Source organism: Streptomyces sp. NPDC004031, from assembly GCF_053604375.1.
Genome location: NZ_JBSGHL010000030.1, coordinates 1 through 22,159, shown reverse-complemented (window position 1 = coordinate 22,159; position 22,159 = coordinate 1). Strand labels below are relative to the sequence as shown.

Annotated in this window: 19 protein-coding genes and 1 pseudogene; 9 read left to right on the top strand and 11 right to left on the bottom strand. The window is 74.9% G+C overall.

Annotation, left to right across the window (positions count from 1 at the left end; translation table 11 throughout):
• Positions 1-12: 12 nt before the first annotated feature.
• On the bottom strand, positions 13-2,415 hold the full coding sequence (locus ACWERV_RS20120) for a phosphoketolase family protein (RefSeq protein ID WP_452934756.1): 2,403 nt from the start codon (positions 2,413-2,415) through the stop codon (positions 13-15).
• A gap of 202 nt (positions 2,416-2,617) precedes the next feature.
• Here ACWERV_RS20120 and ACWERV_RS20115 point away from each other — a divergent pair, with 202 nt between their 5' ends.
• On the top strand, positions 2,618-3,127 hold the full coding sequence (locus tag ACWERV_RS20115; RefSeq protein WP_398190758.1) for a signal peptidase II: 510 nt from the start codon (positions 2,618-2,620) through the stop codon (positions 3,125-3,127).
• Between the two features lie 40 nt (positions 3,128-3,167).
• On the opposite strand, the gene ACWERV_RS20110 is transcribed toward ACWERV_RS20115, so the two are convergent.
• The 3 genes from ACWERV_RS20110 to ACWERV_RS20100 all read right to left on the bottom strand — a co-directional run bounded on the left by ACWERV_RS20110 (position 3,168) and on the right by ACWERV_RS20100 (position 5,166).
• Positions 3,168-3,623 carry a MarR family winged helix-turn-helix transcriptional regulator gene (locus tag ACWERV_RS20110; protein WP_398190755.1) on the bottom strand — a complete coding sequence of 152 codons (456 nt, stop codon included), beginning with the start codon at positions 3,621-3,623 and terminating at the stop codon, positions 3,168-3,170.
• A gap of 289 nt (positions 3,624-3,912) precedes the next feature.
• Positions 3,913-4,377 carry a DUF6220 domain-containing protein gene (locus ACWERV_RS20105; RefSeq protein WP_452934752.1) on the bottom strand — a complete coding sequence of 155 codons (465 nt, stop codon included), beginning with the start codon at positions 4,375-4,377 and terminating at the stop codon, positions 3,913-3,915.
• 177 nt (positions 4,378-4,554) lie between these two features.
• Entirely contained in the window at positions 4,555-5,166 is a 612-nt protein-coding gene (locus ACWERV_RS20100; RefSeq protein ID WP_452934749.1) for a TetR/AcrR family transcriptional regulator, read from the bottom strand.
• Positions 5,167-5,372: 206 nt separating this feature from the next.
• On the opposite strand from ACWERV_RS20100, the gene ACWERV_RS20095 reads away from it, so the two are divergent.
• The 7 genes from ACWERV_RS20095 to ACWERV_RS20065 all read left to right on the top strand — a co-directional run bounded on the left by ACWERV_RS20095 (position 5,373) and on the right by ACWERV_RS20065 (position 15,347).
• On the top strand, positions 5,373-7,286 hold the full coding sequence (locus ACWERV_RS20095; RefSeq protein ID WP_452934746.1) for a multicopper oxidase family protein: 1,914 nt from the start codon (positions 5,373-5,375) through the stop codon (positions 7,284-7,286).
• A gap of 84 nt (positions 7,287-7,370) precedes the next feature.
• Entirely contained in the window at positions 7,371-7,829 is a 459-nt protein-coding gene (locus ACWERV_RS20090; RefSeq protein ID WP_452934745.1) for a nitroreductase family deazaflavin-dependent oxidoreductase, read from the top strand.
• 247 nt (positions 7,830-8,076) lie between these two features.
• Positions 8,077-9,714, top strand: coding sequence for an ABC-F family ATP-binding cassette domain-containing protein (locus ACWERV_RS20085; RefSeq protein WP_452934742.1), 1,638 nt, complete (start codon positions 8,077-8,079; stop codon positions 9,712-9,714).
• Positions 9,715-9,864: 150 nt separating this feature from the next.
• Positions 9,865-12,138, top strand: a complete 2,274-nt coding sequence (locus ACWERV_RS20080) for a rhamnogalacturonan lyase family protein (protein ID WP_452934739.1) — start codon at positions 9,865-9,867, stop codon at positions 12,136-12,138.
• A gap of 88 nt (positions 12,139-12,226) precedes the next feature.
• Positions 12,227-13,048 carry a DUF4184 family protein gene (locus ACWERV_RS20075; protein WP_452934737.1) on the top strand — a complete coding sequence of 274 codons (822 nt, stop codon included), beginning with the start codon at positions 12,227-12,229 and terminating at the stop codon, positions 13,046-13,048.
• On the top strand, positions 13,045-13,776 hold the full coding sequence (locus tag ACWERV_RS20070; protein WP_452934734.1) for a sulfite exporter TauE/SafE family protein: 732 nt from the start codon (positions 13,045-13,047) through the stop codon (positions 13,774-13,776). Before ACWERV_RS20075 ends, ACWERV_RS20070 begins: the two co-directional genes overlap by 4 nt.
• An 803-nt stretch (positions 13,777-14,579) precedes the next feature.
• On the top strand, positions 14,580-15,347 hold the full coding sequence (locus ACWERV_RS20065; protein WP_452934732.1) for a L,D-transpeptidase family protein: 768 nt from the start codon (positions 14,580-14,582) through the stop codon (positions 15,345-15,347).
• Positions 15,348-15,406: 59 nt separating this feature from the next.
• Here the strand turns inward: ACWERV_RS20065 and ACWERV_RS20060 are convergent, their stop codons facing one another.
• Positions 15,407-16,270, bottom strand: coding sequence for an NAD(P)H-binding protein (locus ACWERV_RS20060; RefSeq protein ID WP_452934729.1), 864 nt, complete (start codon positions 16,268-16,270; stop codon positions 15,407-15,409).
• A gap of 127 nt (positions 16,271-16,397) precedes the next feature.
• Here ACWERV_RS20060 and ACWERV_RS20055 point away from each other — a divergent pair, with 127 nt between their 5' ends.
• Entirely contained in the window at positions 16,398-16,826 is a 429-nt protein-coding gene (locus ACWERV_RS20055; protein WP_452934726.1) for a MarR family winged helix-turn-helix transcriptional regulator, read from the top strand.
• Between the two features lie 20 nt (positions 16,827-16,846).
• Here the strand turns inward: ACWERV_RS20055 and ACWERV_RS20050 are convergent, their stop codons facing one another.
• From ACWERV_RS20050 to ACWERV_RS20025, 6 genes and pseudogenes are all read right to left on the bottom strand, one after another.
• The gene (locus ACWERV_RS20050; RefSeq protein ID WP_452934723.1) at positions 16,847-18,232 is read right to left on the bottom strand and encodes an alkaline phosphatase family protein; all 1,386 of its coding nucleotides are present in this window, start codon (positions 18,230-18,232) and stop codon (positions 16,847-16,849) included.
• On the bottom strand, positions 18,229-19,407 hold the full coding sequence (gene eboE, locus ACWERV_RS20045; RefSeq protein ID WP_452934721.1) for a metabolite traffic protein EboE: 1,179 nt from the start codon (positions 19,405-19,407) through the stop codon (positions 18,229-18,231). The genes ACWERV_RS20050 and eboE overlap by 4 nt, the downstream gene beginning before the upstream one ends.
• Before the next feature lie 14 nt (positions 19,408-19,421).
• Positions 19,422-20,276 carry a TatD family hydrolase gene (locus ACWERV_RS20040; protein ID WP_452934718.1) on the bottom strand — a complete coding sequence of 285 codons (855 nt, stop codon included), beginning with the start codon at positions 20,274-20,276 and terminating at the stop codon, positions 19,422-19,424.
• A 47-nt stretch (positions 20,277-20,323) separates the two neighbouring features.
• Positions 20,324-20,887, bottom strand: a complete 564-nt coding sequence (locus ACWERV_RS20035; protein WP_452934874.1) for an EboA domain-containing protein — start codon at positions 20,885-20,887, stop codon at positions 20,324-20,326.
• A gap of 108 nt (positions 20,888-20,995) precedes the next feature.
• Positions 20,996-21,856: pseudogene (locus ACWERV_RS20030) on the bottom strand (sugar phosphate isomerase/epimerase family protein); the annotation flags it as partial.
• Complete coding sequence (locus ACWERV_RS20025; RefSeq protein ID WP_452934715.1) at positions 21,853-22,065, bottom strand: hypothetical protein; 213 nt, start codon at positions 22,063-22,065, stop codon at positions 21,853-21,855. The pseudogene ACWERV_RS20030 and the gene ACWERV_RS20025, both read right to left, overlap by 4 nt.
• Between the last annotated feature and the right edge of the window lie 94 nt (positions 22,066-22,159).

Sequence of the window (22,159 nt, the reverse complement as noted above, 5' to 3'; positions counted from 1 at the left end):
GACGCCGGGCGGTCAGCCCTGCCAGTGCCACTCCGCGACCTCGGGCAGGTCGGTGCCGTGCTCGCGGATCCAGGTGTGGTGGCGCAGCCGGACCTCTTCCATGCGCTGGCGCACCCCTGCGGCGGTGACGGCGAGGCCGGGGACGCGGTCGATGACGTCCATGACGAGGCGGTAGCGGTCGAGGTCGTTGCGCAGCACCATGTCGAAGGGGGTGGTGGTGGTGCCGATCTCCTTGTAGCCGCGCACGTGCAGGTGGTCGTGGCCGCGGCGGCGGTAGGCGAGGCGGTGGATGAGCCAGGGGTAGCCGTGGTAGGCGAAGATCACCGGCTTGTCGGGGGTGAACAGGGCGTCGTACTCCGCGTCGGACATGCCGTGCGGGTGCTCCTCCTTGGGCAGCAGCCGGGCGAGGTCCACGACGTTGACGACCCGTACGGCCAGCTGCGGCAGGTGGTGGCGGAGCAGCTGGGCGGCGGCCAGCACCTCCAGGGTGGGGACGTCGCCCGCGCAGGCGAGGACCACGTCGGGCCCGCGCCGCACGTCCTCGCTGCCGGCCCACTCCCACAGGCCCGCGCCGCGCGCGCAGTGCGCGATCGCCGCGTCCATCGGCAGCCAGTCGAAGGACGGCTGCTTGCCGGCGACGACGACGTTGACGTAGTCGCGTGAGGCGAGCACATGGTCGGCGACGGAGAGCAGGGTGTTGGTGTCCGGCGGGAGGTAGACGCGGACGACCTCGGGTGCCTTGTTGAGCACGTGGTCGATGAAGCCCGGGTCCTGGTGCGAGAAGCCGTTGTGGTCCTGCCGCCACACGTGCGAGGTGAGCAGGTAGTTCAGCGAGGCGATCGGGCGGCGCCAGGGCAGCTTGCGGGTGGTGCGCAGCCACTTGATGTGCTGGTTGACCATCGAGTCGACGATGTGCACGAAGGCCTCGTAGCAGGAGAACAGGCCGTGCCGCCCGGTCAGCAGGTAGCCCTCCAGCCAGCCCTGGCAGGTGTGCTCGGAGAGGATCTCCATGACCCGCCCGTGCCGGTCCAGGTTCTCGTCGACGGCCAGGACACCGGCCTGCCACGCCTTGCCGGTCGCCTCGTAGACCGCCTGGAGCCGGTTGGACGCGGTCTCGTCCGGCCCGACGAGCCGGAAGTCCCGGCGCCCGGCGGTCTCGGCCATGACCAGTTCCAGCAGCTCGCCGAGCACCCGGGTGGGTTCGTGCTGCGAGGCGCCGGGGGTGTCGACGGGCACCGCGAAGCGGTCCAGCGGCGGCAGCGGCAGGTCGCGCAGCAGCAGCCCGCCGTTGGCGTGCGGGTTCGCGCCGAGCCGCCGCTCACCGGCCGGCACGCACTCCAGCACCTGCGGGCGCGGGCGGCCGTCCTCGTCGAACAGCTCGGCCGGGCGGTAGGAGCGCAGCCAGTCCTCCAGCTGCCGCAGGTGGCCCGGGTTGTCGCGGACACCGGCCAGCGGCACCTGGTGGGCCCGCCACGTCCCCTCCACCGGCTCCCCGTCCACCTCCTTCGGGCCCGTCCAGCCCTTCGGGGTGCGCAGCACGATCACCGGCCAGCGCGGCCGCTCGGTGGAGCCGCCGGTCCGCGCGGCGTCCTGGAAGGCGGCGATACGGTCCAGGGCGGTGTCCATCGCGGCGGCCATCGCGCGGTGCACCTCGGCGGGGTCGTCGCCGCCGACGTGGATCGGGTCGTGGCCGTACCCGCGCAGCAGCTCGTCCAGCTCGGGGCGCGGGAGGCGGGCGAGCACGGTGGGGTTGGCGATCTTGTACCCGTTCAGGTGCAGGACCGGCAGCACGGCCCCGTCGTGGACCGGGTCGAGGAACTTGTTGGAGTGCCAGGACGCCGCGAGCGGTCCGGTCTCGGCCTCGCCGTCGCCGATCACGCACGCGACCAGCAGGCCGGGGTTGTCCAGCGCGGCGCCGTAGGCGTGGCTGAGCGCGTAGCCCAGCTCGCCGCCCTCGTGGATCGAGCCCGGCGTCTCCGGCGCGACGTGCGAGGGCACCCCGCCGGGGAAGGAGAACTGCTCGAAGAGCCGGCCCATGCCCGCGGCGTCCCGTGTGATGTCGGGGTAGGTCTCGGTGTAGCTGCCCTCCAGCCAGGAGTTCGCCAGCACCGCCGGTCCGCCGTGGCCGGGGCCCCACACGCAGATCGCGTCCAGGCCGCGGGCGCGGATCACCCGGTTGAGATGGGTGTGCACCAGGTTGAGCCCGGGGGAGGTGCCCCAGTGGCCCAGCAGCCGCGGCTTGATGTGCTCCGGGCGCAGCGGCTCGGTGAGCAGCGGGTTCGCCATGAGGTAGATCTGGCCGACGGCGAGGTAGTTCGCGGCCCGCCAGTGGGCGTCGAGGGCGCGCAGCTCGTCGTCGGGCAGAGCCGGTCCGGGATGCGTCGGGGGCGTCGCGGGTTCGGATGCGTCGGGCATGCTGGCCTCCAGGCGGCGGGGGAGTCGTCCGGGTCCAGCCTTCCCGCCCGCGGCGCCGGGCAGCGGGGCCGTTCGGGGGGATGTCCGGAAGCCGCCGGTCGAAGGGGACGGCGGTGGCCGAGGTCATGGCGCGCGGCCGTGGGGAGCGGGCGCCGCGGGCGTAGGCTCGTGGGGCGGGCGACGAGGACACGGGAGGCTGCCGATGCCGGGACGGGGTGTGGCGCAGCGCGCGCTGTGGATCACGGCGGCGGCCGGGATCGCCGTCGACCAGTCCACCAAGGCGGTCGCGGCGGAGCTGGTGGAGGGCCACCAGCCCACCCATGTGCTCGGCGGCCTGGTCACCTTCACGGCCTACCGCAACTCCGGGGCGGCCGGCTCCTTCGCGCCCCGTGCGACGCTGGTCTTCACCCTGCTGGCGATCTGCGTGCTGGCCTTCATCGCCCGCAAGGCGCCGGAGATACGGTCCACCGGCTGGGCCGTCGGGCTCGGGCTGGTCTTCGCGGGCGCGGGCGGCAACCTCGCCGACCGGCTCTTCCGCACCCCGGCCTTCGGGCGCGGCGCGGTGCTCGACTTCATCCAGGTCGGGCACGGCGGCATCTTCAATCTGAGCGACCAGTGCGTGACGGCGGGCGTGGTGCTGGTGATGGTCCAGCTGGTGCGTGGTGTCCCGCTCACCCCGGCGGCTCCGGCGGCCCCCGCGGCCCGCCCCTGACCCGCGCGGCCCGGCCCCGGCGTCCGCATCGGCCTCCGCCTCAGCCGACGCCGTCGGCGGCCTCGAACTCGGCGGACATCACCCGTACCAGCGCGGGCAGCCCGACGGCCAGGGCGTGCTGCTCCTCCGCGGACAGCGCGGCGAGCCAGCGCTCGTGCCGCAGTCGCACCGCCTCTGCGATCCGGTCGGCGACCAGGCGGCCCGCGCCGGTCAGCACCACCTTCTGGAAGCGCCGGTTGCTGGGGTCGCGGGCGCGTTCGACCCATCCCTTGGCCGTCATCGCGGCCACCAGCCGGCTCACCGTGCTCTTCTCCAGGCCCAGGTACGAGCCGAGTTCGTGCTGCACGCACGGTCCGGCGGACAGGTAGCCGAGCGCGAGCGACTCGGAGAGCGAGGCCCCGAGCCCCGGCACCGCCCGTGACGGATCCAGCACACCGCGCTGCCTGAGCAGGCCGTCCATCGCCATTTCCAGCACATGGTGCGGTGCGGCGTGCATTACCACCTCCGTGGGGGTCGCGAGGGACGACCCCTGATCGGCGCCGCCGCCGCGGCGGGGTGCTGCCGCAGGGGCGGTTGTTCTGTACAACTCAGAGATCCGGCCATGATATCCGACCCGGCGGGATGCCGTGCCGGGCGTGCTCACCGTACTGAAGGCGCGCCATTTCGACGACCCGCGCGGGGAGTTGGGATCGCGGTGGAGGTGTGGGAAAAACAGCGGTGGCCATCTCCTCTGACAGGCGAGGAGACGGCCACCGGACCACGGGGCGCCGCGGACGGCGCGGGTGTCAGCCGACCGGGTCGGCGGCGGAGCCGGTGCCCGGTGCGGCGGGCGCGGCGGCGGGCTGCGGGTCGGCGCCGGACTTCATCAGGGCGCGGGCGCCGACGAACGCGGCGCGGGCGACGAACAGGATGATCAGGCCGTTGATCACGTGGAGGCCCATGATGGCGGCGCCGACGTGGCTGCTCCGGTCGTCGTCCCGGCCGCCGACGGTGTTGATGAGGACCTGTACGGGCACCAGCAGCGCGATCAGGAAGGTGGTGCCGATGAGCTTGCGGGGCACCTTCGCCACGGCCCCCACGATGGTGGCGACCACCGCCAGCGGCAGGATGATCATCTCCCCGTTCACCTTGTGCGCGTCGAAGGTGCTGTCCGTCTGCGGCTTGGTGAAGACGGCGACGCCGGCGAGGTAGAACTGCACGCCTATCGCGACGAGCAGCAGGACACACAGGACGAGGAAGACCTTGCGCATGGCGGGGCGTCCTTTCGGGATGCGGGCATGCCGGATCCGGCCGTGACGGAGCGACACCGGCTAGCTCCGTCTGCGCGTCAAGGGTAGCGAGCGCGGCCGGGCGGCACCCGGCTCCTGGGAGGATCTAGGGGTTGTCCCGGAATCCGTGCGGCGTAAGGCCGTTGCGCCTGCGCGCGGCTACGGCTCGGCCCCCGCGGTCATGAGCGACAGGATCGTCCGGCGCGCCAGGTCACCGGCCGCGCCGGGCTCCAGGCGGCCCTCGGCGACCTCCTCGGCGGCCAGGTGCATCAGCGTGTAGACGGTGGCCACCAGCCAGTCGGCCGGCAGATCGGTGCGGAAGTCCCCGGATTCGCGGCCGCGCCGCACCAGCCGCCCGATCGTGCCGAGCACCGACTCGGCGTAGCCGCGCAGGTGCTCGGGCGGCAGGGTGCCGGAGGCCACCCGGTAGAGGTTGCGGTGCCGTTCCAGCACCTGCCAGGACGAGCCGATGAGCTGCCCGAGCACCTCGCGCGGCGGGCCGTCGTCCAGCGGCAGCAGCGCGATCACGTCCAGGGTCTGCGCGAAGGCCCGCTCCAGCGCCGCGTCGACGAGCGCCTCGCGGGTGGGGAAGTGGGTGTAGAGCGTCACCCGGCTCACGCCAGCGGCGCGGGCGATGGCCGACATGTTGACGTTCCCGTCGAGCGGGACGCACACGAGCGCGGCGTCCAGGATGGCGGCGATGCTCCGCTCGGCGTCGGAGCGGCGGCGCCGTGCCGCCCCCTCGCCGCGGCCCGCCGGGTCGTCGTCCATGGCCGCCAGGGTATCCGCGCCGCAGCCGGGCTGCCGCGGGCGGGCGCACGGGGGTTCCCGCGGCAGTGCTTTGACAACATGTTAGATTTATCGGGCTGTCGGCGGGGACGGTACGGGCGGAGCCGTGCGCTCCGCACCCCCGGCGCGGTGCGGCCTGCACACGTTCACCCACCGGACGCGAGACAGGGACGACGAGGACACCGCCCGTGACTGCTGACCTGATCACCCTCGACCTGCTGGCCGTCGCGCTCACCGCGGCGGCCTGGCTCGCGGCGGGCGCCACCGCCGTCTCCCGCAAGGCGCTGATCGCCGCCGCCCTCACCGGCCTCGGCCTGCTGCTGACCGCGATACGCGTGGTGCTCGTGGTGCTGCTCGGCACCGGCGGCGGCTGGTGGTTCGTCCAGGAGAAGGTGCTGCTCGAACTCCCGCTCCAGGTCGTCACCGCCGCGGTCGCCGCGGTCGTCGCCACCCGGCGGCTGCTCCGGCCCGCGCTCGCCCGCGGCCCGCTGGAGGGCGACACCGCGCCGGTGGCCGTCCCGCTCCTCGGCGCCGGGATCGCCGCCCTGGCCGGGGTGGTCGTGACGCTGCTGATCGGCTACCCGGTCACCGTGGCCGTCGCGCTCGTCACCGTCGCCCTGGTGGCGCTGCTGTCGCTCGCCGCGTGGTGGGTGCTGGACGGGCGGCCGCGCGGTGTCGTGCTCGGCGCCGGGGGAGTGGCCTTCGTCATCGGGGTCGCGGGCGCGCTGACGACCTTCGCCGGGACCCCGGCGACCGACGCGGGAGGCGGCCCCGCGATCGCCTACCCGCCCGCCAAGGGCGTCTCGGTGGCCACCCTCACCGGCCCGTCCGCGCCCGACCCCGGCGGCACGGTGCGGCACTACAGCCTCCAGGCCCGCAAGGCGACCGTCACCCTGGCCTCCGGCCGCAAGGTCGCCGCCTGGACCTTCGACGGCACCGTGCCCGGCCCGCCGATCACCGCGGTGCAGGGCGACCTCGTCGAGGTCACGCTGCACAACGTCGACATATCCGCGGGGGTGTCGATCCACTGGCACGGCTACGACGTCCCGTCCGCCGAGGACGGCGCCGTCGGCCTCACCCAGGACGCCGTCACCCCCGGGCACAGCTTCACCTACCGCTTCCTCGCCGCCCAGGCGGGCACGTACTGGTACCACACCCACCAGGACTCCAACCAGGGGGTGCAGAAGGGCCTGTTCGGCTCGCTCGTCGTCACCCCGCGGTCCGCGGACACCGCCGGCGCCACCGACATCCCCGTGCCCGTGCACACCTTCGACGGCGTCACCGCCGTCGGCACCCGCGACACCCTCGACACCCGGCAGGTCGCGCCCGGCAGGCCCGTCCTGCTGCGGCTGATCAACACCGACAACGTCACCCACCGCTTCACCCTGGCCGGCGCGCCCTTCACCCTCTCCGCGGTGGACGGCAACGCCGTCGACGGACCCGGCACCCTGCGCGGCACCGCGCTCAGCCTCGCCGCGGGCGGCCGCTACGACGTGCGGCTGACGATGCCGTCCGGCTCCGTCGCGCTGCTGGTCGACGACGACCGGGCGCACGGCCTGCGCCTGGTCCCCGGCGGCGGCAAGCCCGCCGCGGCCCCCGACACCGCGTCCTGGCCCACGCTCGACCTGCTCTCCTACGGCCGCCCCGCCGCGCACCCGGCCGCCGGTACGGGCACCTACGACCGCCGCTTCACCCTCGTCCTGGACCGCGGCCTGTCCCTGTCCGGGCCGGTCAAGGGCCGCGACTGGACGGTCAACGGCCACGCCTTCCCGCACGTGCCGACCCTCGTGGTGCGCAAGGGCGACCGGGTGGAGATGACGGTGGTCAACCGCAGCCTGGCCACCCACCCCTGGCATCTGCACGGCCACTCGGTCCGCATCCTGTCCCGCGACGGCGACCCCGTCACCGGCAGCCCGCTGACGATGGACACCTTCGACGTCAAGCCGGGCGAGGTGTGGAAGGTCGCCTTCACCGCCGACAACCCGGGCCTGTGGATGGTCCACTGCCACAACCTGGTGCACGCCTCCCAGGGCATGTCCCTCACGCTCGCCTACGAGGGGGTCAGCGACCCGTTCGACATGGCGGGCATGCACGGCGACTGACCGCCGCGGCGGTGCCTCCCGTGGGTCCCGGCGGCCGGATCCCGACCCCTCCCGCCGGGCCTGCGGCGTGGCAGGATGCCCGGCATGACGACGCGCAGCGCGATCAGCACGACGGACCGGGCACGCAACCGGGTGGCCGTCCTCCTCCACCGCGCGGGGCTGCCCTTCGGGCCGACGCAGCTGCTGACCGTCCCCGGCCGCAGGACGGGCCTGCCGCGCACCACGCCTGTCGCCCCGGTGACCATCCACGGGGCCACGTACATCTGCCAGGCCCACCCGCACGCGGACTGGGTGAAGAACGCCCGCGCGGCCGGCCGCGGCACGCTCACCCGGGGGCGCGAGACCCGCGAGGTCGGCCTCGTCGAGGTGCCCGCGGGCGAGCGCGGGGTCGTCCTGCGGGAATTCCCGGGGCAGAATCCGCGCGGCGTCGGCGCCTTCCTGCGCAACGGCCTGGTGGCCGAGCCCACCGCCGACGCCTTCGCCGCCGCGGCCCCGGCCGTCCCGGTCTTCCGCGTCGTCGCCCGGGAGCGGGGCCGGGGCTGACCGCGCGGCCCGCCCCGGTCCGGGGAGGGCCTTGGTACAGTCGGAGAGCAGGAAGATCAGCTCCGGGCCCCGCGGGCCCGGGACGAGGGAGGCCACGCGTGGCGGGTGACGACGACATCTCCGGGTGATTCCGGAGCCCCGGGCCGCCGGGCGGCGCACGAGGTGCACCGCCGGGGGCCGATTCGTCGTCCCTGAACGCCCGCGGGTGAGCGCGCGCTCCCCGCCCTGCCGTACCCGAGGTCCCGTCATGTCCGACGCCCAGATCCTGTGCTCCCACCTGTCCTTCAGCTGGCCCGGGGACATCCCGGTCTTCCAGGACCTGTCCTTCACCACCGGCCCCGGCCGGACCGGGCTCGTCGCGCCCAACGGCGCGGGCAAGTCCACCCTGCTCCGGCTGATCGCCGGCGAACTGCGGCCCACCGGCGGCACCGTGACCGTCAACGGTGTGCTCCGCTACCTGCCGCAGACGCTGCCGCTCAGCGGCGAACTCACCGTCGCCGACGTCCTCGGGATCGCCCCGGTCGTGGCCGCGCTGGACGCCATCGAGTCCGGCGACACCGACGAGCGCCACTACGCCGTCATCGGCGACGACTGGGACGTGGAGGACCGCAGCCGCGCCCAGCTGGAGCGGCTCGGCCTCGGCGACGTCGCCCTGGACCGCCGGCTGCACACCCTCAGCGGCGGCCAGACCGTCACGCTCGGCCTGGCCGCGCAACTGCTGGCCAGCCCCGACGTGCTGCTGCTCGACGAGCCCACCAACAACCTGGACGGCGAGGCCCGGCAGCGGCTGCACACCGTCGTCGAGGAATGGACCGGCTGCCTGCTGCTGGTCAGCCACGACCGTGCGCTGCTCGACCGCATGGACAAGATCGCCGAGCTGGACGGCGGCGCGATCCGCACGTACGGCGGCGACTTCACCTCCTACCAGGAGGCGGTGGCCGCCGAGCAGGAAGTCGCCCTGAAGAACCTGCGGGCCGCCGAGGCCGACGTCAAACGGGAAAAGCGGGAGATGCAGCAGGCCCGCGAGCGCGCCGAACGGCGGGCGAACAACGCCGCCCGCAACGTCGCCGACGCGGGCCTGCCGAAGATCGTCGCCGGCGGCCTCAAGCGCCGCGCCCAGGAGTCCGCGGGCAAGGCGGGCGGCATGCACGCCTCCCGGCTCGGCGACGCGCGGGCCCGAGCGGACGAGGCCGGGCGCGCGGTGCGCGACGACGACCAGATCGTGCTGGACCTGCCCGCCACCCGGGTGCCCGCGGGCCGTACCGTCTTCACCGGCGAGGGCCTGCGCGTCCGCCGCGCGGGACGCGAGATCTTCGCCGGGGAGGGCGTCGGCCTGATCGTCCGCGGGCCCGAGCGCATCGCGCTGACCGGGGCGAACGGCGCGGGCAAATCGACCCTGCTGCGGCTGCTCAGCGGCGACCTGGAACCGGACGCCGGGCGGCTGACCCGGGCCGAGGGCCGCTCGGCGTACCTCTCGCAGCGCCTGGACCTGCTGGACGCGGAGCGGTCCGTCGCCGACAACCTGGCCGGGTACGCGCCCGGCATGCCGGTGGCCGAGCGGCTCAACCTGCTGGCCCGCTTCCTCTTCCGCGGGCCGCGCGCCACCGAGCTGCCGGTCGGCGCGATGTCCGGCGGCGAGCTGCTGCGGGCGACGCTCGCCTGTGTGCTGTACGCCGAGCCCGCGCCCCAGCTGCTGCTGCTCGACGAGCCGACCAACAACCTCGACCTCGGCGGAGTGGCCCGGCTGGAGTCGGCGCTGACGGCCTATCAGGGCGCCTTCGTGGTCGTCAGCCACGACGAGCGCTTCCTCGCCGGGATCGGCGTGACCCGCCGGCTGGACCTCACCGGCGGCGTCCTGCGGGAGGCGGCCCTCCCGGCGCAGTGACCCGCGGCCTCGTTCCCCCTCCGTGCCCCGGCCAGGGCACGCAGGGGGAGGCGTGGGAGGAATCCGGGCACGCCCGTTGACCCGGTCATGGGAGCGCTCCCACTATGGCTGCGGGTCACACTCCTTCCCCCCACGCCACAAGGAGGATCCATGACCACCCCTCAGCCACGCCCGCGCCGCCGCCGCGCCTGGGCGGCGACCACGGCGGGCGCGCTCGTCGCGGCCGGTGCCGCCTGGGCCGTGCAGGCACCGCCCGGCGCCGCCGCGGCCACGGCCGGCTGCGCCGTCGACTACTCCGTGACCAACTCCTGGCAGGGCGGCTTCGGCGCGTCCGTGACGATCCACAACCTCGGTGACGCCGTCACGTCCTGGTCCCTCACCTGGACGTTCGGCGCCGGCCAGACCGTCAGCCAGGCGTGGAGCGCGAACGTGACGCTCGGCGCCGCCAAGGTGACCGCGACCAACGTCGACTACAACGGAGCCATCCCCTCCGGAGGCACCGCCTCCTTCGGCTTCAACGGCGCGCTCACCGGCTCGGCCACCGCCACCACGCCCACCGACTTCGCCCTCGACGGCGTCGCCTGCACGGGCTCCACCACCCCCACCACCCCGCCCACCACACCCCCGACGACGCCTCCCACCACACCCCCGACGAGCCCGCCCGCCACCGGGCAGGGCCGCCAGGTCGAGAAGCTGGACCGCGGGGTCGTCTCGGTCCGCAGCGGCTCCGCCAACCTGGTGTCCTGGCGCTGGCTCGGCACCGACCCGAACGACGTCGCCTTCAACGTCTACCGCGACGGCACCAAGGTCAACGCCTCGCCGCTGACCGGCGCGACGGACTACCTCGACAGCGGCGCCGCGGCCGGGGCCTCGTACACCGTGCGCGCGGTGGTGAACGGCGCGGAGCAGGCGGCCTCGCCCGCCTCGCTGTCCTTCGCCAACGGCTACCACGACGTGCCGATCTCGCCCCCGGCGGGCGGCACCACCCCCGACGGCGTCGCCTACACCTACGAGGCCAACGACGCCTCGGTCGGCGACCTCGACGGCGACGGCCGCCTCGACCTGGTCCTCAAGTGGTACCCGACCAACGCCAAGGACAACTCGCAGTCCGGCTACACCGGCGACACGATCCTGGACGGCATCACCCTCGACGGCACGCGGCTGTGGCGCATCGACCTCGGCCGCAACATCCGCTCGGGCGCGCATTACACGCAGTTCCAGGTCTACGACTACGACGGCGACGGCAAGGCCGAGGTCGTCATGAAGACCGCCGACGGCACCGTGGACGGCGCGGGCACGGTGATCGGCAGCTCCGGCGCGGACTACCGCAACTCCTCCGGCTACGTGCTGTCCGGCCCGGAGTACCTGACGGTCTTCAACGGGCGCAGCGGCGCCGCCATGCAGACCGTGAACTACGACCCGCCGCGCGGCACCGTCTCCTCCTGGGGCGACTCGTACGGCAACCGCGTCGACCGCTTCCTCGCCGGTACGGCCTACCTCGACGGCAAGCGCCCGTCGATCGTCATGGCCCGCGGCTACTACACCCGCACGGTGATCGCCGCGTGGGACTGGCGGGACGGCAAGCTCACCGAACGCTGGAAGTTCGACAGCAACGACTCCGGCAACAGCGCCTACGCCGGGCAGGGCGACCACCAGCTCGTCACCGCCGACCTCGACGGGGACGGGAGGGACGAGATCGAGTACGGCGCCATGGCGATCGACGACAACGGCGCGAAGCTGTGGAACACCGGCCAGGGCCACGGCGACGCCCTGCACGTCGGCGACCTCGACCCCAGCCACCCCGGCCTGGAGGTCTTCAAGGTCGACGAGGACACCTCCAAGCTCGCCGCGTGGTTCGCCGACGCGAAGACCGGCCAGATCCTGTGGTCCAACCCCAGCTGCGGCTGCGACAACGGCCGCGGGGTCTCCGACGACATCTACGCCGGCAGCCCCGGCGCGGAATCCTGGTCCTCCGGGGTCAGCGGCCTGTACAGCGCCAAGGGCCAGAACATCGGCCGCAAGCCCGGCTCCGCGAACTTCCTCGCCTGGTGGGACGGCGACCCCGTCCGCGAACTGCTCGACGACACCCACATCGACAAGTACGGCACCGGCTCCGACACCCGGCTGCTGACCGCCTCCGGCGTCCACTCGAACAACGGCACCAAGGCCACCCCGACGCTGTCCGGCGACCTGCTCGGCGACTGGCGCGAGGAGGTCGTCTGGCCCACGTCCGACAACCGGGCGCTGCGGATCTACGCCACCCCGACCCCGACCGACCTGCGGATCACCACACTGCTGCACGACACGCAGTACCGCACCGCCCTCGCATGGCAGAACACTGCTTACAACCAGCCGCCGCACCCCAGCTTCTTCCTCGGCAACGGCATGCCGACCCCGCCGCGGCCCCAGGTCTACACGCCCTGACGCCCGCCCGGCACCGGCGGCCCGGACAACGGCGGTCCCCGACCGGGCCGACCGGGCCGCCGGTGCGGGCGAGGGGCAGAATGGCGGGGTGCCGTTCACCTTGAGCCACCCCGCCGCCGTGCTCCCGCTGCTGCCCGGCGGGCGGCCCCGCGGCCCGCTGGTGGCCTCGGCGCTGGTCGCCGGGTCGCTCGCGCCCGACGTGCCGTACTTCACCGAGTCGCTGGTGCACGGCACCTTCGGCTACGGGCAGTTCACCCACAGCCCGCTGGGCATCCCCACCGCGGACGTGGCGATCGCCGCACTGCTGGCCGCCGGGTGGCACCTGCTGCTGCGCGAGCCGCTGCTCGCGCTGCTGCCCGCCCGCTGGGCCGACGCCGCCGACGCGCTCACCGCCCCCACCGGCCGCAGCAGCGGGGCTGCGGGGGCCGGCTGGTTCGCCGTGTCCGCCGCGGCGGGCGCTGCCACGCACGTCGTCTGGGACGCCTTCACGCACGGCGGCCGGGTGGGCGTACGCCTGCTGCCCGTACTGGACCGCACCGTGCTGGGGCATCCGCTGTACTACGACCTCCAGTTCTCCACATCCGTGCTGGGCCTCGGCGTGATCGGCTGGTACGGCGTGCGCACCCTGCGGGCCGCCGCGGCCGACCCCGCGCCGCACGCCGAGCGGCCGGTGCGGCGGCTGCGGCTGTCCCGCCGGACGAAGGCGGCGGCGGGCGTGCTGATCGGTGCGGCCACCGCCGTGGGCGTCGCCACGCGGCTGGCGGGCTGGGACGGGCCGCTGCGCGACGCGACGGTCTTCGACCTCATCCCGGCCGTCGCCTTCGGCGGCGGCGCGGGCGCCGCCGTGGGCCTCGCCGGTTACGCGGCGGTGGCCAGGGCCGCGCTGGCCCGCCGCGGCGGCACGGCGTGAACGGCCCCGCCGACGCGCTCGCACTGGCCGGCATCGTCCTCGCCGGTTCCACCGTGCAGCGCATGTCGGGCATGGGCTTCGCGCTGGTCGCCGTCCCCTCGCTGGTGCTGCTCGTGGGGCCCGGCGAGGGCGTGGGCCTGTCCAACTGCGCCTCGCTGCTGATCAGCGCGGTGGGCCTGATCGACACCTGGCGCCAGGTGCGGCTGACCGCGATGGTCCCGCTCGTCGCCGCGGCGGCCTGCACCGTACCGGCCGGTGCCTGGGCGCTCGGCCACGTCCCCGAGCCCGGCCTGCTCACCGGAATGGGCCTGCTGGTCGTGCTGGCCGTCACGGTGATCGCGTGCGGGGTGCGGGTGCCCGCGCTGCGCGGGCGGGGCGGGGCGCTCACCGCGGGTGCGGCGAGCGGCTTCATGAACGCCTCCGCCGGGGTGGGCGGCCCCGCGGTCTCCCTCTACGCGGTCAACGCCGAGTGGTCGGTCGCGGAGTTCGTGCCCAACGCGCAGTTCTACGGCGTCGTGGTCAACGCCTTCTCGCTGGCCGCCAGGCGCGGCCTGCCGCACCTGGCGCCACCGGTATGGGCACTGGCCGCCGCGGGCATGGCGGTCGGCACCCTCGCGGGCCGCGTCCTGGCCGCCCGCGTCCCCGAACGCTGGGCCCGCGTCGTGATCCTCACCCTCGCCCTTGCGGGCGGCGTGACGACGACGACGAAGGGCCTCTGGTCGATGTGACACGCCGCCACCCGGCACGCCCCGCCGGGCGCCCCGGCCACGGCCGGACTTGGCGCGGTCGGCGCCGGACCTGAAGCCCGCGAGGTTGGTGCTGGCTTCAAAACGTGCGGGCGCCCTTGGGGCCCAGTCCGCGTGCCGCTGCCGCAGGGTCTTGGGCCCGTGCGGTTGGCGCTGGGCGTCGGGCCTTGCGCGGTTGCGCTGGGTTCGAAACACCTGTCGCTGGCGCTGGCCTTGAAGCCCGTGCCGGTGCCGCCGGGACTCGGGCCCCGTACCGCTGCCGCGGGGGACTCGGGCCCGTTCGGCTGGCGTCGGGCCCCGTGCGGCTGGGGCTGGCTTCAAAGCGCGTGCGAGGGCCGTTGGGGCTCAGCCCCCGTCACGGCGGGGACTCCGGCCCTTGCGGCCGGTGCCGGGCCCAAGCCCTTGCCGGTGCCGCCGGGCTCGGCTCCGGCGACGCGCGCATGTCGTGGGGGGCGGGGCACCGTGTCGTTCCGCCGGTCGGGCGCGCAGGGGTCCGCGTGAGGCCGGGGTCCGCCGCGGCGGGTGGCTGTCGCAACTTCCCGCACAGGGCGGGCTTCGTGGAATTGCGAGTGGGGCGGGGCAACCCGGGGGCGGGGCCCGATGGTTGCTACAGGTATGGCCAGTGATTCACGTACGGCGGTGGTGACCAGGGGCGGCGCGTGGCCGCCCGTGGCGGGTCGTCCGCGTGCCGTGACGGCGCCGCCGCGTGCGGCGGCCCGCAGCGGGTAGGCGCCCGCAACAACCCGCCGTTCGCACACACTTCCGCACCGAAGGACTTCACCCCCATGGCTTCCCCCTCCCCGCGCGTCCTGCTGTCCGGCCTGGGCGCGGTCGTGCTCACCGCGCTCGCCGGCTGCGGCACCGCCGTCGGGTCCGGCGCGCAGGACCATGCGGCGACCTCCGGCGGCACCCCGCCGGGTGCCGTACGGACCGTGCCCGCGCCGTCCGCCGCGACGACGCCCGCGCTGCGGACGCCGGCCGGGCTCGGGCCCGAGACGCTCGCGCGGATACCCCGCGCGAGCCGCCAGCTGGTCGTGGTCACCGGTCGCGGAATCGATTCCGCGCAGGCCACGGTCGTGGTCTACGGGTGGACCGCGAGCGGCTGGCAGCCGGGCGCCGCGTGGCCCGCGCACAACGCCAAGGACGGCTGGACCGCCGACCACCACGGGGGCGACCTGCGGTCGCCGATCGGGGTCTTCACCCTCTCCGACGCGGGCGGTCTGCGCGCCGACCCGGGCAGCAAGCTGCCCTACCACCACTCCGGCGGCTTCCATGTCGGCGGGCGCGGTTTCGAGGGCGAGCCGCTCGCCGGGTCCTTCGACTACGTCGTGGCGATCGACTACAACCGCAAGCCCGGTACGTCCCCGCTGGACTGGACCCGGCCGATGGGCGCATCCAGGGGCGGCGGCATCTGGTTCCACGTCGACCACGGCGGCCCGACGCACGGCTGCGTGAGCGTCTCCGAGGCGCACATGAAGCAGCTGCTCGCGACGCTCGACCCCGCGCTGCACCCGGTCGTGGTGATGGGTGACGCGGCGTCACTGGCCGCCTGAGCCGGGCTCGCGCGGCGTTCCCGCCCGGACGGCCCCCTCCGCCGCCCGGAGGGGAACGGTCAGGCGTCGGCCGCCGCCCGGAAGACGTCGGCGTGCCGCGCGCACCAGTCGGCGAAGGTGGCGGGCGGGCGGCCGAGCAGCTTCTCGACGGTGTCGGTGCGGTAGCCCTCGACGTCGTCGCGCATGAGGTGGAAGCCCTCGACGATCGCCTCGGCGAGGGCGGGGGGCGCGCCGTTCGGGAAGCGGGCGGCGACCGCTTCCTCGGCGGTGGTGACGGGGCGCGCGGTGACCGTCCTGCCGATGGCGGCGGAGATGACCGCGGCCTGCTCGGCGACGGTGAACAGTTCCGCCCCGGTGATCTCGTACGTCTGGCCCTCGTGCCCGTCGGTGGTCAGCGCGTGGGCGGCGACGGCGGCGATGTCGGCGGGGTCGATCGGTGCCGTGCGGCCGGGGCCCACGGGGTCGAGGACGTAGTTCGCCGCGCGGATGGTGGGCAGCCAGTCCAGCGCGTTGGTCATGAAGCCGCCGGGCCGCAGGATCGTCGCCGGGACGCCGGACGCGCGGACGATCTCCTCGCGGGCGTGGTGCCACCGGCCCATCTTCGGCATCGGGTCGCCGAGGACGTTCGTCGAGGACAGGAAGACGATGTGCCGTACGCCCGCGGCCTTCGCGGCGGTGACCGCGAGGCCGGCGGCGTCGGTGGTGATGCCCGGGGTGAGCAGGAACATCCGGTCGGCGCCGGCGGCCGCGCCGGCCAGCGACTCCGGCGAGAGCAGATCGCCGGTGAAGCGCTCGGCGCCGGCGGGCAGCGCGGCGGCCCGCGCCGGATCGCGTACCAGGATCCGTACCGCGGCGCCGGCCGCGTCCAGTTGGCTGACCAGCTCGCGGCCGATGTTCCCGGTCGCACCGGTGACCAGTATCATGAGGTCCCCCCGAATCGTTTGCCGTCTAATGATCGGTTCGAGGGGAACGTTAGCCGGTTAATCATTAGCCGTCAATCGATTCCCGGGGCGGTCCGCGCCGCCGTGCCGGACGGAAGGCCGATCGCTCATGCCCGAGTTCCTCGACCTGCACAGCAGGACCACCAAGGCGCTGCGCGCGCTCGCCGAGGAGGGCATGCGGCGGCACGGCCTGCACTACGGGCAGCACCACCTGCTCGCCGCGCTGTGGGAGCAGGACGGCCGCACCCCGGGCGAGGTCGCGGCCAGGCTGCACGTCACGACGCCCACGGTGGTGAAGATGGCCGACCGCATGACGGCCTCCGGGCTGCTGGAGCGGCGCCGCGACGAGCGGGACGCCCGGCTGGTGCGGCTGTGGCTGACCGATGCCGGGCGGGCGCTGCGCGAACCGGTCGAGTCCGAACGGCGTGAGCTGGAGCGGCAGGTGACCGCGGGCCTCACCGCGGCCGAGCGCGACCGGCTGATGGCCGCGCTCGGCACGGTGCTGCACAGCGCGGAGGAACTCCTCGGCGGGGGCTGACGCCCCCGTCCGCGCGGGCGTCAGCCGCCCAGCCCGGCCAGGCGCAGCAGCAGGTCCTTCACCTCCGTCGCGTGGAAGCGGTCCTTGCCGTACGCCGGGTCGGAGCACAGCAGCAGCGGGCCGTCGCGCGGGTCGTCGGGCAGCCGGCCGTGGCTGCCCCGCACGCACGTCGGGTCCAGGCCGACGACCTGGAGCGAGGTGCGGATGCCCAGCTTGAGCTTGGCGACCGACATCGCCGCCCGCACCTTCACCGTCGGGTCGGTGGGGTCGAGGAACAGCTCGGCGGGGTCGTAGCCCGGCTTGCGGAAGATCTCCACGCCGGTGGCGAAGTCCGGGGCCAGGTCGTCGTCGAGCCAGTAGTAGTACGTGAACCACGCGTCCGGCTCGGCCACGGCGACGAGGTCGCCCGCCCGCTCGTGGCCGACGCGCAGCCGCGCCTGCCCCGCGCGGTCCAGCACCTCGTCCACGCCCGGCAGTTCGCCGACGACGGCCCGCACCCGCGGCAGGTCGGCCGGGTCGCGGACGTAGAGGTGCGCCACCTGGTGGTCGGCGACGGCGAAGGCCCGCGACGTCCACGGGTCCAGGTACTCCATGCCCTGCTGGACATGGACGTCCAGCAGCCCCGCGCGGCGCAGCGCCCGGTTGACGTCGACCGGGCGGCGGGCCGCGGTGATCCCGTACTCGCTGAGCGCCACCACCGTGCTGCCCTCGGCCCGCAACCGGGCCAGCAGCGGGGCGAGTTCGGCGTCCACCGCGCGGGCGGCCGCGGCTGCCCCGGGCCCGTCCGGGCCGTACCGCTGCACCTCGTAGTCCAGGTGCGGGATGTAGACCAGCAGCGTGTCGGGCGCGCGGGTGTCGAGTACGTGCCCGGCGGCCGCGACGATCCAGCGGGTTGAGGCGATGCCCGCGCCCGGACCCCAGTAGCTGAACAGCGGGAAGCGGCCCAGTTTCTGGGTGAGTTCGTCGTGCAGCGCCTGCGGATGCGCGTAGCAGTCCTCGGACTTGCGGCCGTCGTAGTGGTAGACCGGCCGCGGAGTGACGGTGCTGGCGACGTCCATGCCCATCGCGTACCACCAGCAGATGTTGCCGACGGTATAGCCGGGGTCGGCGCGGCGGCCCGCGGCCCACAGCTTGTCGCCCAGGACCAGGCTGTTGGACTGCCGCCAGTGGAAGATCTCCCCGGCGTCGCGGAAGAACCAGCCGTTGCCGACGACACCGTGCCCGTCCGGCATCAGCCCGGTGAGCATGCTGGACTGCACCGGGCAGGTCAGGGCGGGGAAGACGGTGTCCAGCCCGGCGCGAAAGCCCTGGTCGGCGACCGCCCGCAGCGCCGGCATGTGCGGCAGCAGCCGCGGGGTCAGGCCGACGACGTCCAGCACGACCGTCCGGCCCCGCCGCCCCGTCACGCCCCCGCCCCCTTCAGCCCCAGGCCCGTCAACGTGCCCGCCGCCCACGCCACTTCGGCGGCGATCCCGGCGGCCAGCGCCGCGTCGCCGTCCGGGCGCTGCGCCGCGGGCAGCACCGACCAGGTGTACGTCTCGATCTCGATGTGGTCCGCGAGCGCCGCCTCGCCGCCCAGCAGCAGCGCGAGGGTGCGCTCCAGCACGTCCGAGGTCCCGGCCAGCGGCGGCTGCGGCGGCGCGTGCAGGGGTACGTGGAAGTGCACCCGCCAGGGTCCCGTCCCCGGCAGCGCCCCCGGCCCGGCGAGCGCCTCGCCGAGGTCGTCGGCGGCCCGGACCGCGCCGGACGAGGCGCGCTCACGCGTCTGGTGCAGGAAGCGCGGCTCGCAGAAGCCGGCCAGCGCCTCCCGGACGGCGGGATCGGCCGGGTCGTCGGCCTGGAGGGCGCACGACGCCTGCACCTTGACGACCGGCAGGCCCGCCGCCGACAGCCGGGCGAGGACGTCGGCCGGATCCTCGAACGCCACCGCGAGATGGCACACGTCCAGGCACAGGCCGAGCAGACCGCCCCCGAAACCGGCGAGTTCGGCCTCCACCTGGGCGACCGTCTCGACCGCGCAGCCCGGTTCGGGCTCGAAGCCGACCCGCACCGGGCGCCCGTCGCGCGCCGCCCGCTCGGCGAGCCCCGTCTCCAGCGCGCGCACCCGCTCCCCGGCCGCCGCCCGGCGGCCACCGTCCCACGGATCGCGCCAGGCCAGCGGCAGCGTCGAGACGCTGCCGTGCGGCACGTCCTCCGGCAGCAGCACCGACAGCACGTCGGCGAGGTCGAGCGTGTACGCCAGCCGGTCGGCGGTCGTCCAGTCCGGGTGGTAGACCGCGCCCTTGACCACCGGATCGTGGAAGCCGCGGTACGGGAAGCCGTTGAGGGTCACCACCTCCAGCCCCCGCGCGGTCAGTTCGGCCCGCAGCCGGGCGGACGCGGCCCGGTCGGCGGCGAGTTCACGCGCCACGTCGTGGGCCAGCCACAGCCCGAGGCCGAGCCGGTCGGCGCCCAGTTGCTCGCGGACCGGCACCGCGAAGCGGTCGAGCTGGCCGAGGATCCCGGCCAGGTCCTCCGCCGGATGGACGTTGGTGCAGTAGCCGAGATGGACGGTGGTGCCGTCCGGGTGCAGCAGTCGCATCGGGACCTCCTGGTTCAACGGGAGCCGCGCTGGACGGAATTGCCCTCGAACAGGGCGCCGGGCTCGCCCGCCACTCCGGTGACATTGAGGCGGCCGCTCGCGCCGTAGAAGGCCACCGGGTTGCGCCACAGCACCGTGTCGACGTCGTCCGCGGAGAAGCCCGCGGCGAGCATCGCCTCGCCCGTCGCCCTGGTACGCAGGGGGTCCGAATGACCCCAGTCCGCAGCGGAGTTGACCAAGATCCGCGCGGTGCCGTACTCGCGCAGGATCGCGACCATCCGGTCCGGCTCCATCTTGGTGTCGGGGTAGATCGAGAAGCCCGCCCAGCAGCCGGAGTCCAGCACCTGGCGGACCGTCAGTTCGTTGAGGTGGTCCACCACGACACGCTCCACCGCGATGCCCGACTCCCGGACCACGTCCAGCGAGCGGGCGGTGCCCGCGGCCTTGTCGCGGTGCGGGGTGTGCACCAGCGCCGGGAGGCCGTGCTCCACCGCGAGCGCCAGCTGCGCGGTGAAGGCCTTCTCCTCGGCGGCGGTCACCGAGTCGAAGCCGGTCTCGCCGACCGCGACCACCCCGTCCTTGGCCAGGTAGCGCGGCAGCAGCTCCAGCACGGGCGCGCAGCGCGGGTCGTTGGCCTCCTTCGGGTTGAGACCGATCGCACAGTGGTGCCGGATCCCGAACTGCGCGGCGCGATAGGGCTCCCAGCCCAGCAGGCCGTCGAAGTAGTCGGTGAAGCTGCCGGGCGAGGTACGCGGCTGGCCCAGCCAGAACGCCGGTTCCACCACCGCCCGTACGCCTGCCGCGTACATCGCCCGGTAGTCGTCGGTGGTACGGGAGGTCATGTGGATGTGCGGGTCGAAGATGCGCATGGGGGTGCTCCTCGGTCGGGACTGCCGGTGGGGGGCGGAGCGGCGGCTCAGCTCAGGGCGGCCAGCACCCGGCGGGCCGCCTCGGCTCTGCGCGGCTCCGGCGAGTCGGCCTCCGCGTGGATCGGGGAGGCGGCCAGCAGCGCCGGGTGGCGGCGCAGCAGCGGCAGGACGTCGGCGGGCACGTCCCGCCCGGCCGCGACCCGCTCGTGCGCGAAGTCCAGCAGCATCCGGGCGAGTTCGGCGTCCGCGCGGTCGTCGAGACCGGCCACCGCGGCGAGCGGCACGCCCAGGAAGACACACTTGAGCACGCCCTGCCGCCACGCCGCGTCGTCCAGCACCGCCGCGGCCGGGCCCAGCGCGGCGGCCACCAGCGCGGTGTCGTTCGTCCGCAGCGCGTCCTCCAGCAGCGGAGCCGCGACGCCGTCCGCCCGCTCCAGGAACGGCAACGCCCGCAGCACCGCCCGGCGTTCGGCCCGGTCGCCGCGCGCGTAGAGGTCACGCACCACGTCGGCGGGCGCGTCCGCCAGCAGCACCGCGCGGACCGCCTCGTCCAGCGTCCAGCCCGCCCAGCCCGGCGCGCCCAGGGCCCCGCGCCCGCACGTCCGCCCCACGGCGGGGAAGTCCGCGAGCAGCGCGGCCGGGTCGGCGGCGGCCCTGGCCAGCGCGGCGGCCAGCCATTCCCGCCCCCGCGCGGTCAGTTCGGCGTCCACCGCTCGCGCGGGCGCGACCTGAGCGGGGCGCGCGTGCGCGCGCAGGAACTCCAGCGAACGACGTGCCGTCTGCGGGGCGCTGTGGCTGTGCCGCGGCAACTCGACCGCGACCAGGCCCCGGTAGCCCGAGGACTCCAGCGCCGCGAGCACGGAGGTGAAGTCGATCTCGCCGGTGCCGAATTCGAGGTGCTCGTGCACGCCCCGCCGCATGTCGTCGATCTGGACGTTCACCAGGTCCGCGGCCGCCGCCCGCACACACTCGGCGACCGGCAGCGGCTCCAGGCAGCGGCAGTGGCCGATGTCCAGGGTCAGCCGGAAGGACGCCGGGGCGCCCAGCGCGTCGCGCAGCCGCCGGTAGCCCGCGAGATCCTCCACGAGCATGCCCGGCTCCGGCTCGAAACCCAGGAGCACGCCCTCACGGGCCGCCGTCGCCGCGAGCCGCCCGCAGCCCTCCGCCAGCAGCTCCCAGCCGCGCTCCGGCGCGGTGCCCGGCGGCAGCACGCCGCTCCAGAACGACACGGCCTCGGCGCCCAGCCCGGCGCCGATCCGGATCGCCCGCTCCAGGAAGTCCACCCGCACCTCGCGGCCGTCCTCGTGCAGCAGCGTGGGCGCGTGCTTGTGCCAGGGGTCCAGCAGGTAGCGGGCGCCGGTCTCCACCACCACCGCCAGCCCCAGCGCGTCCAGCCGGCGGCGCACGGCCGCCAGCCGGGCGGGCAGATCCGGCGCGTACGGGTCCAGGTGCGCGTGGTCCAGCGTCAGGGCGACACCCTCGTAGCCGAGCCCCGCGATCACCTCCAGCGCCTCGTCCAGACGGTGGTTGGCGAAGCCGTTGGTGCCGTAACCGAAACGCAGGTTCGCGGGTGCGGTCATGTCGGGGAGACCTTCCGGGAGAGCCGGCGGGCCAGCGCGAACGCCGCGAGCAGCGGCGGCGCGGCCCGGGTCGCGCCCGCGCGGGCGGCCAGCGCCGCCTGCAGCGGGATCGCGCCGAGGACGCCCGCGCCGACCGCCCGTTGCAGACGGCGGGCGTCGGGCTTGCGGACGGCGTCGAACTGCGCGCCGCCGAACGTGCGCACGTACACCGCGAGCCCCCGAGCGCCCCCCCGACGCCCCCTCTGCCGCGACACCGCCGCCGGACTCCCCGCCCCCGTCCGCGGCAGACGGCCCGGCGGCGGC

Excerpts from the sequence above, each read along its gene's own strand:
- ACWERV_RS20065 (WP_452934732.1), top strand. The coding sequence starts at position 14,580 with ATGGCTTCCCCCTCCCCGCGCGTCCTGCTGTCCGGCCTGGGCGCGGTC.
- ACWERV_RS20120 (WP_452934756.1), bottom strand. The coding sequence starts at position 2,415 with ATGCCCGACGCATCCGAACCCGCGACGCCCCCGACGCATCCCGGACCG.
- ACWERV_RS20060 (WP_452934729.1), bottom strand. The coding sequence starts at position 16,270 with ATGATACTGGTCACCGGTGCGACCGGGAACATCGGCCGCGAGCTGGTC.
- ACWERV_RS20100 (WP_452934749.1), bottom strand. The coding sequence starts at position 5,166 with ATGGACGACGACCCGGCGGGCCGCGGCGAGGGGGCGGCACGGCGCCGC.
- eboE (WP_452934721.1), bottom strand. The coding sequence starts at position 19,407 with ATGCGACTGCTGCACCCGGACGGCACCACCGTCCATCTCGGCTACTGC.
- ACWERV_RS20090 (WP_452934745.1), top strand. The coding sequence starts at position 7,371 with ATGACGACGCGCAGCGCGATCAGCACGACGGACCGGGCACGCAACCGG.
- ACWERV_RS20055 (WP_452934726.1), top strand. The coding sequence starts at position 16,398 with ATGCCCGAGTTCCTCGACCTGCACAGCAGGACCACCAAGGCGCTGCGC.
- ACWERV_RS20085 (WP_452934742.1), top strand. The coding sequence starts at position 8,077 with ATGTCCGACGCCCAGATCCTGTGCTCCCACCTGTCCTTCAGCTGGCCC.
- ACWERV_RS20115 (WP_398190758.1), top strand. The coding sequence starts at position 2,618 with ATGCCGGGACGGGGTGTGGCGCAGCGCGCGCTGTGGATCACGGCGGCG.
- ACWERV_RS20105 (WP_452934752.1), bottom strand. The coding sequence starts at position 4,377 with ATGCGCAAGGTCTTCCTCGTCCTGTGTGTCCTGCTGCTCGTCGCGATA.
- ACWERV_RS20080 (WP_452934739.1), top strand. The coding sequence starts at position 9,865 with ATGACCACCCCTCAGCCACGCCCGCGCCGCCGCCGCGCCTGGGCGGCG.
- ACWERV_RS20040 (WP_452934718.1), bottom strand. The coding sequence starts at position 20,276 with ATGCGCATCTTCGACCCGCACATCCACATGACCTCCCGTACCACCGAC.
- ACWERV_RS20110 (WP_398190755.1), bottom strand. The coding sequence starts at position 3,623 with ATGCACGCCGCACCGCACCATGTGCTGGAAATGGCGATGGACGGCCTG.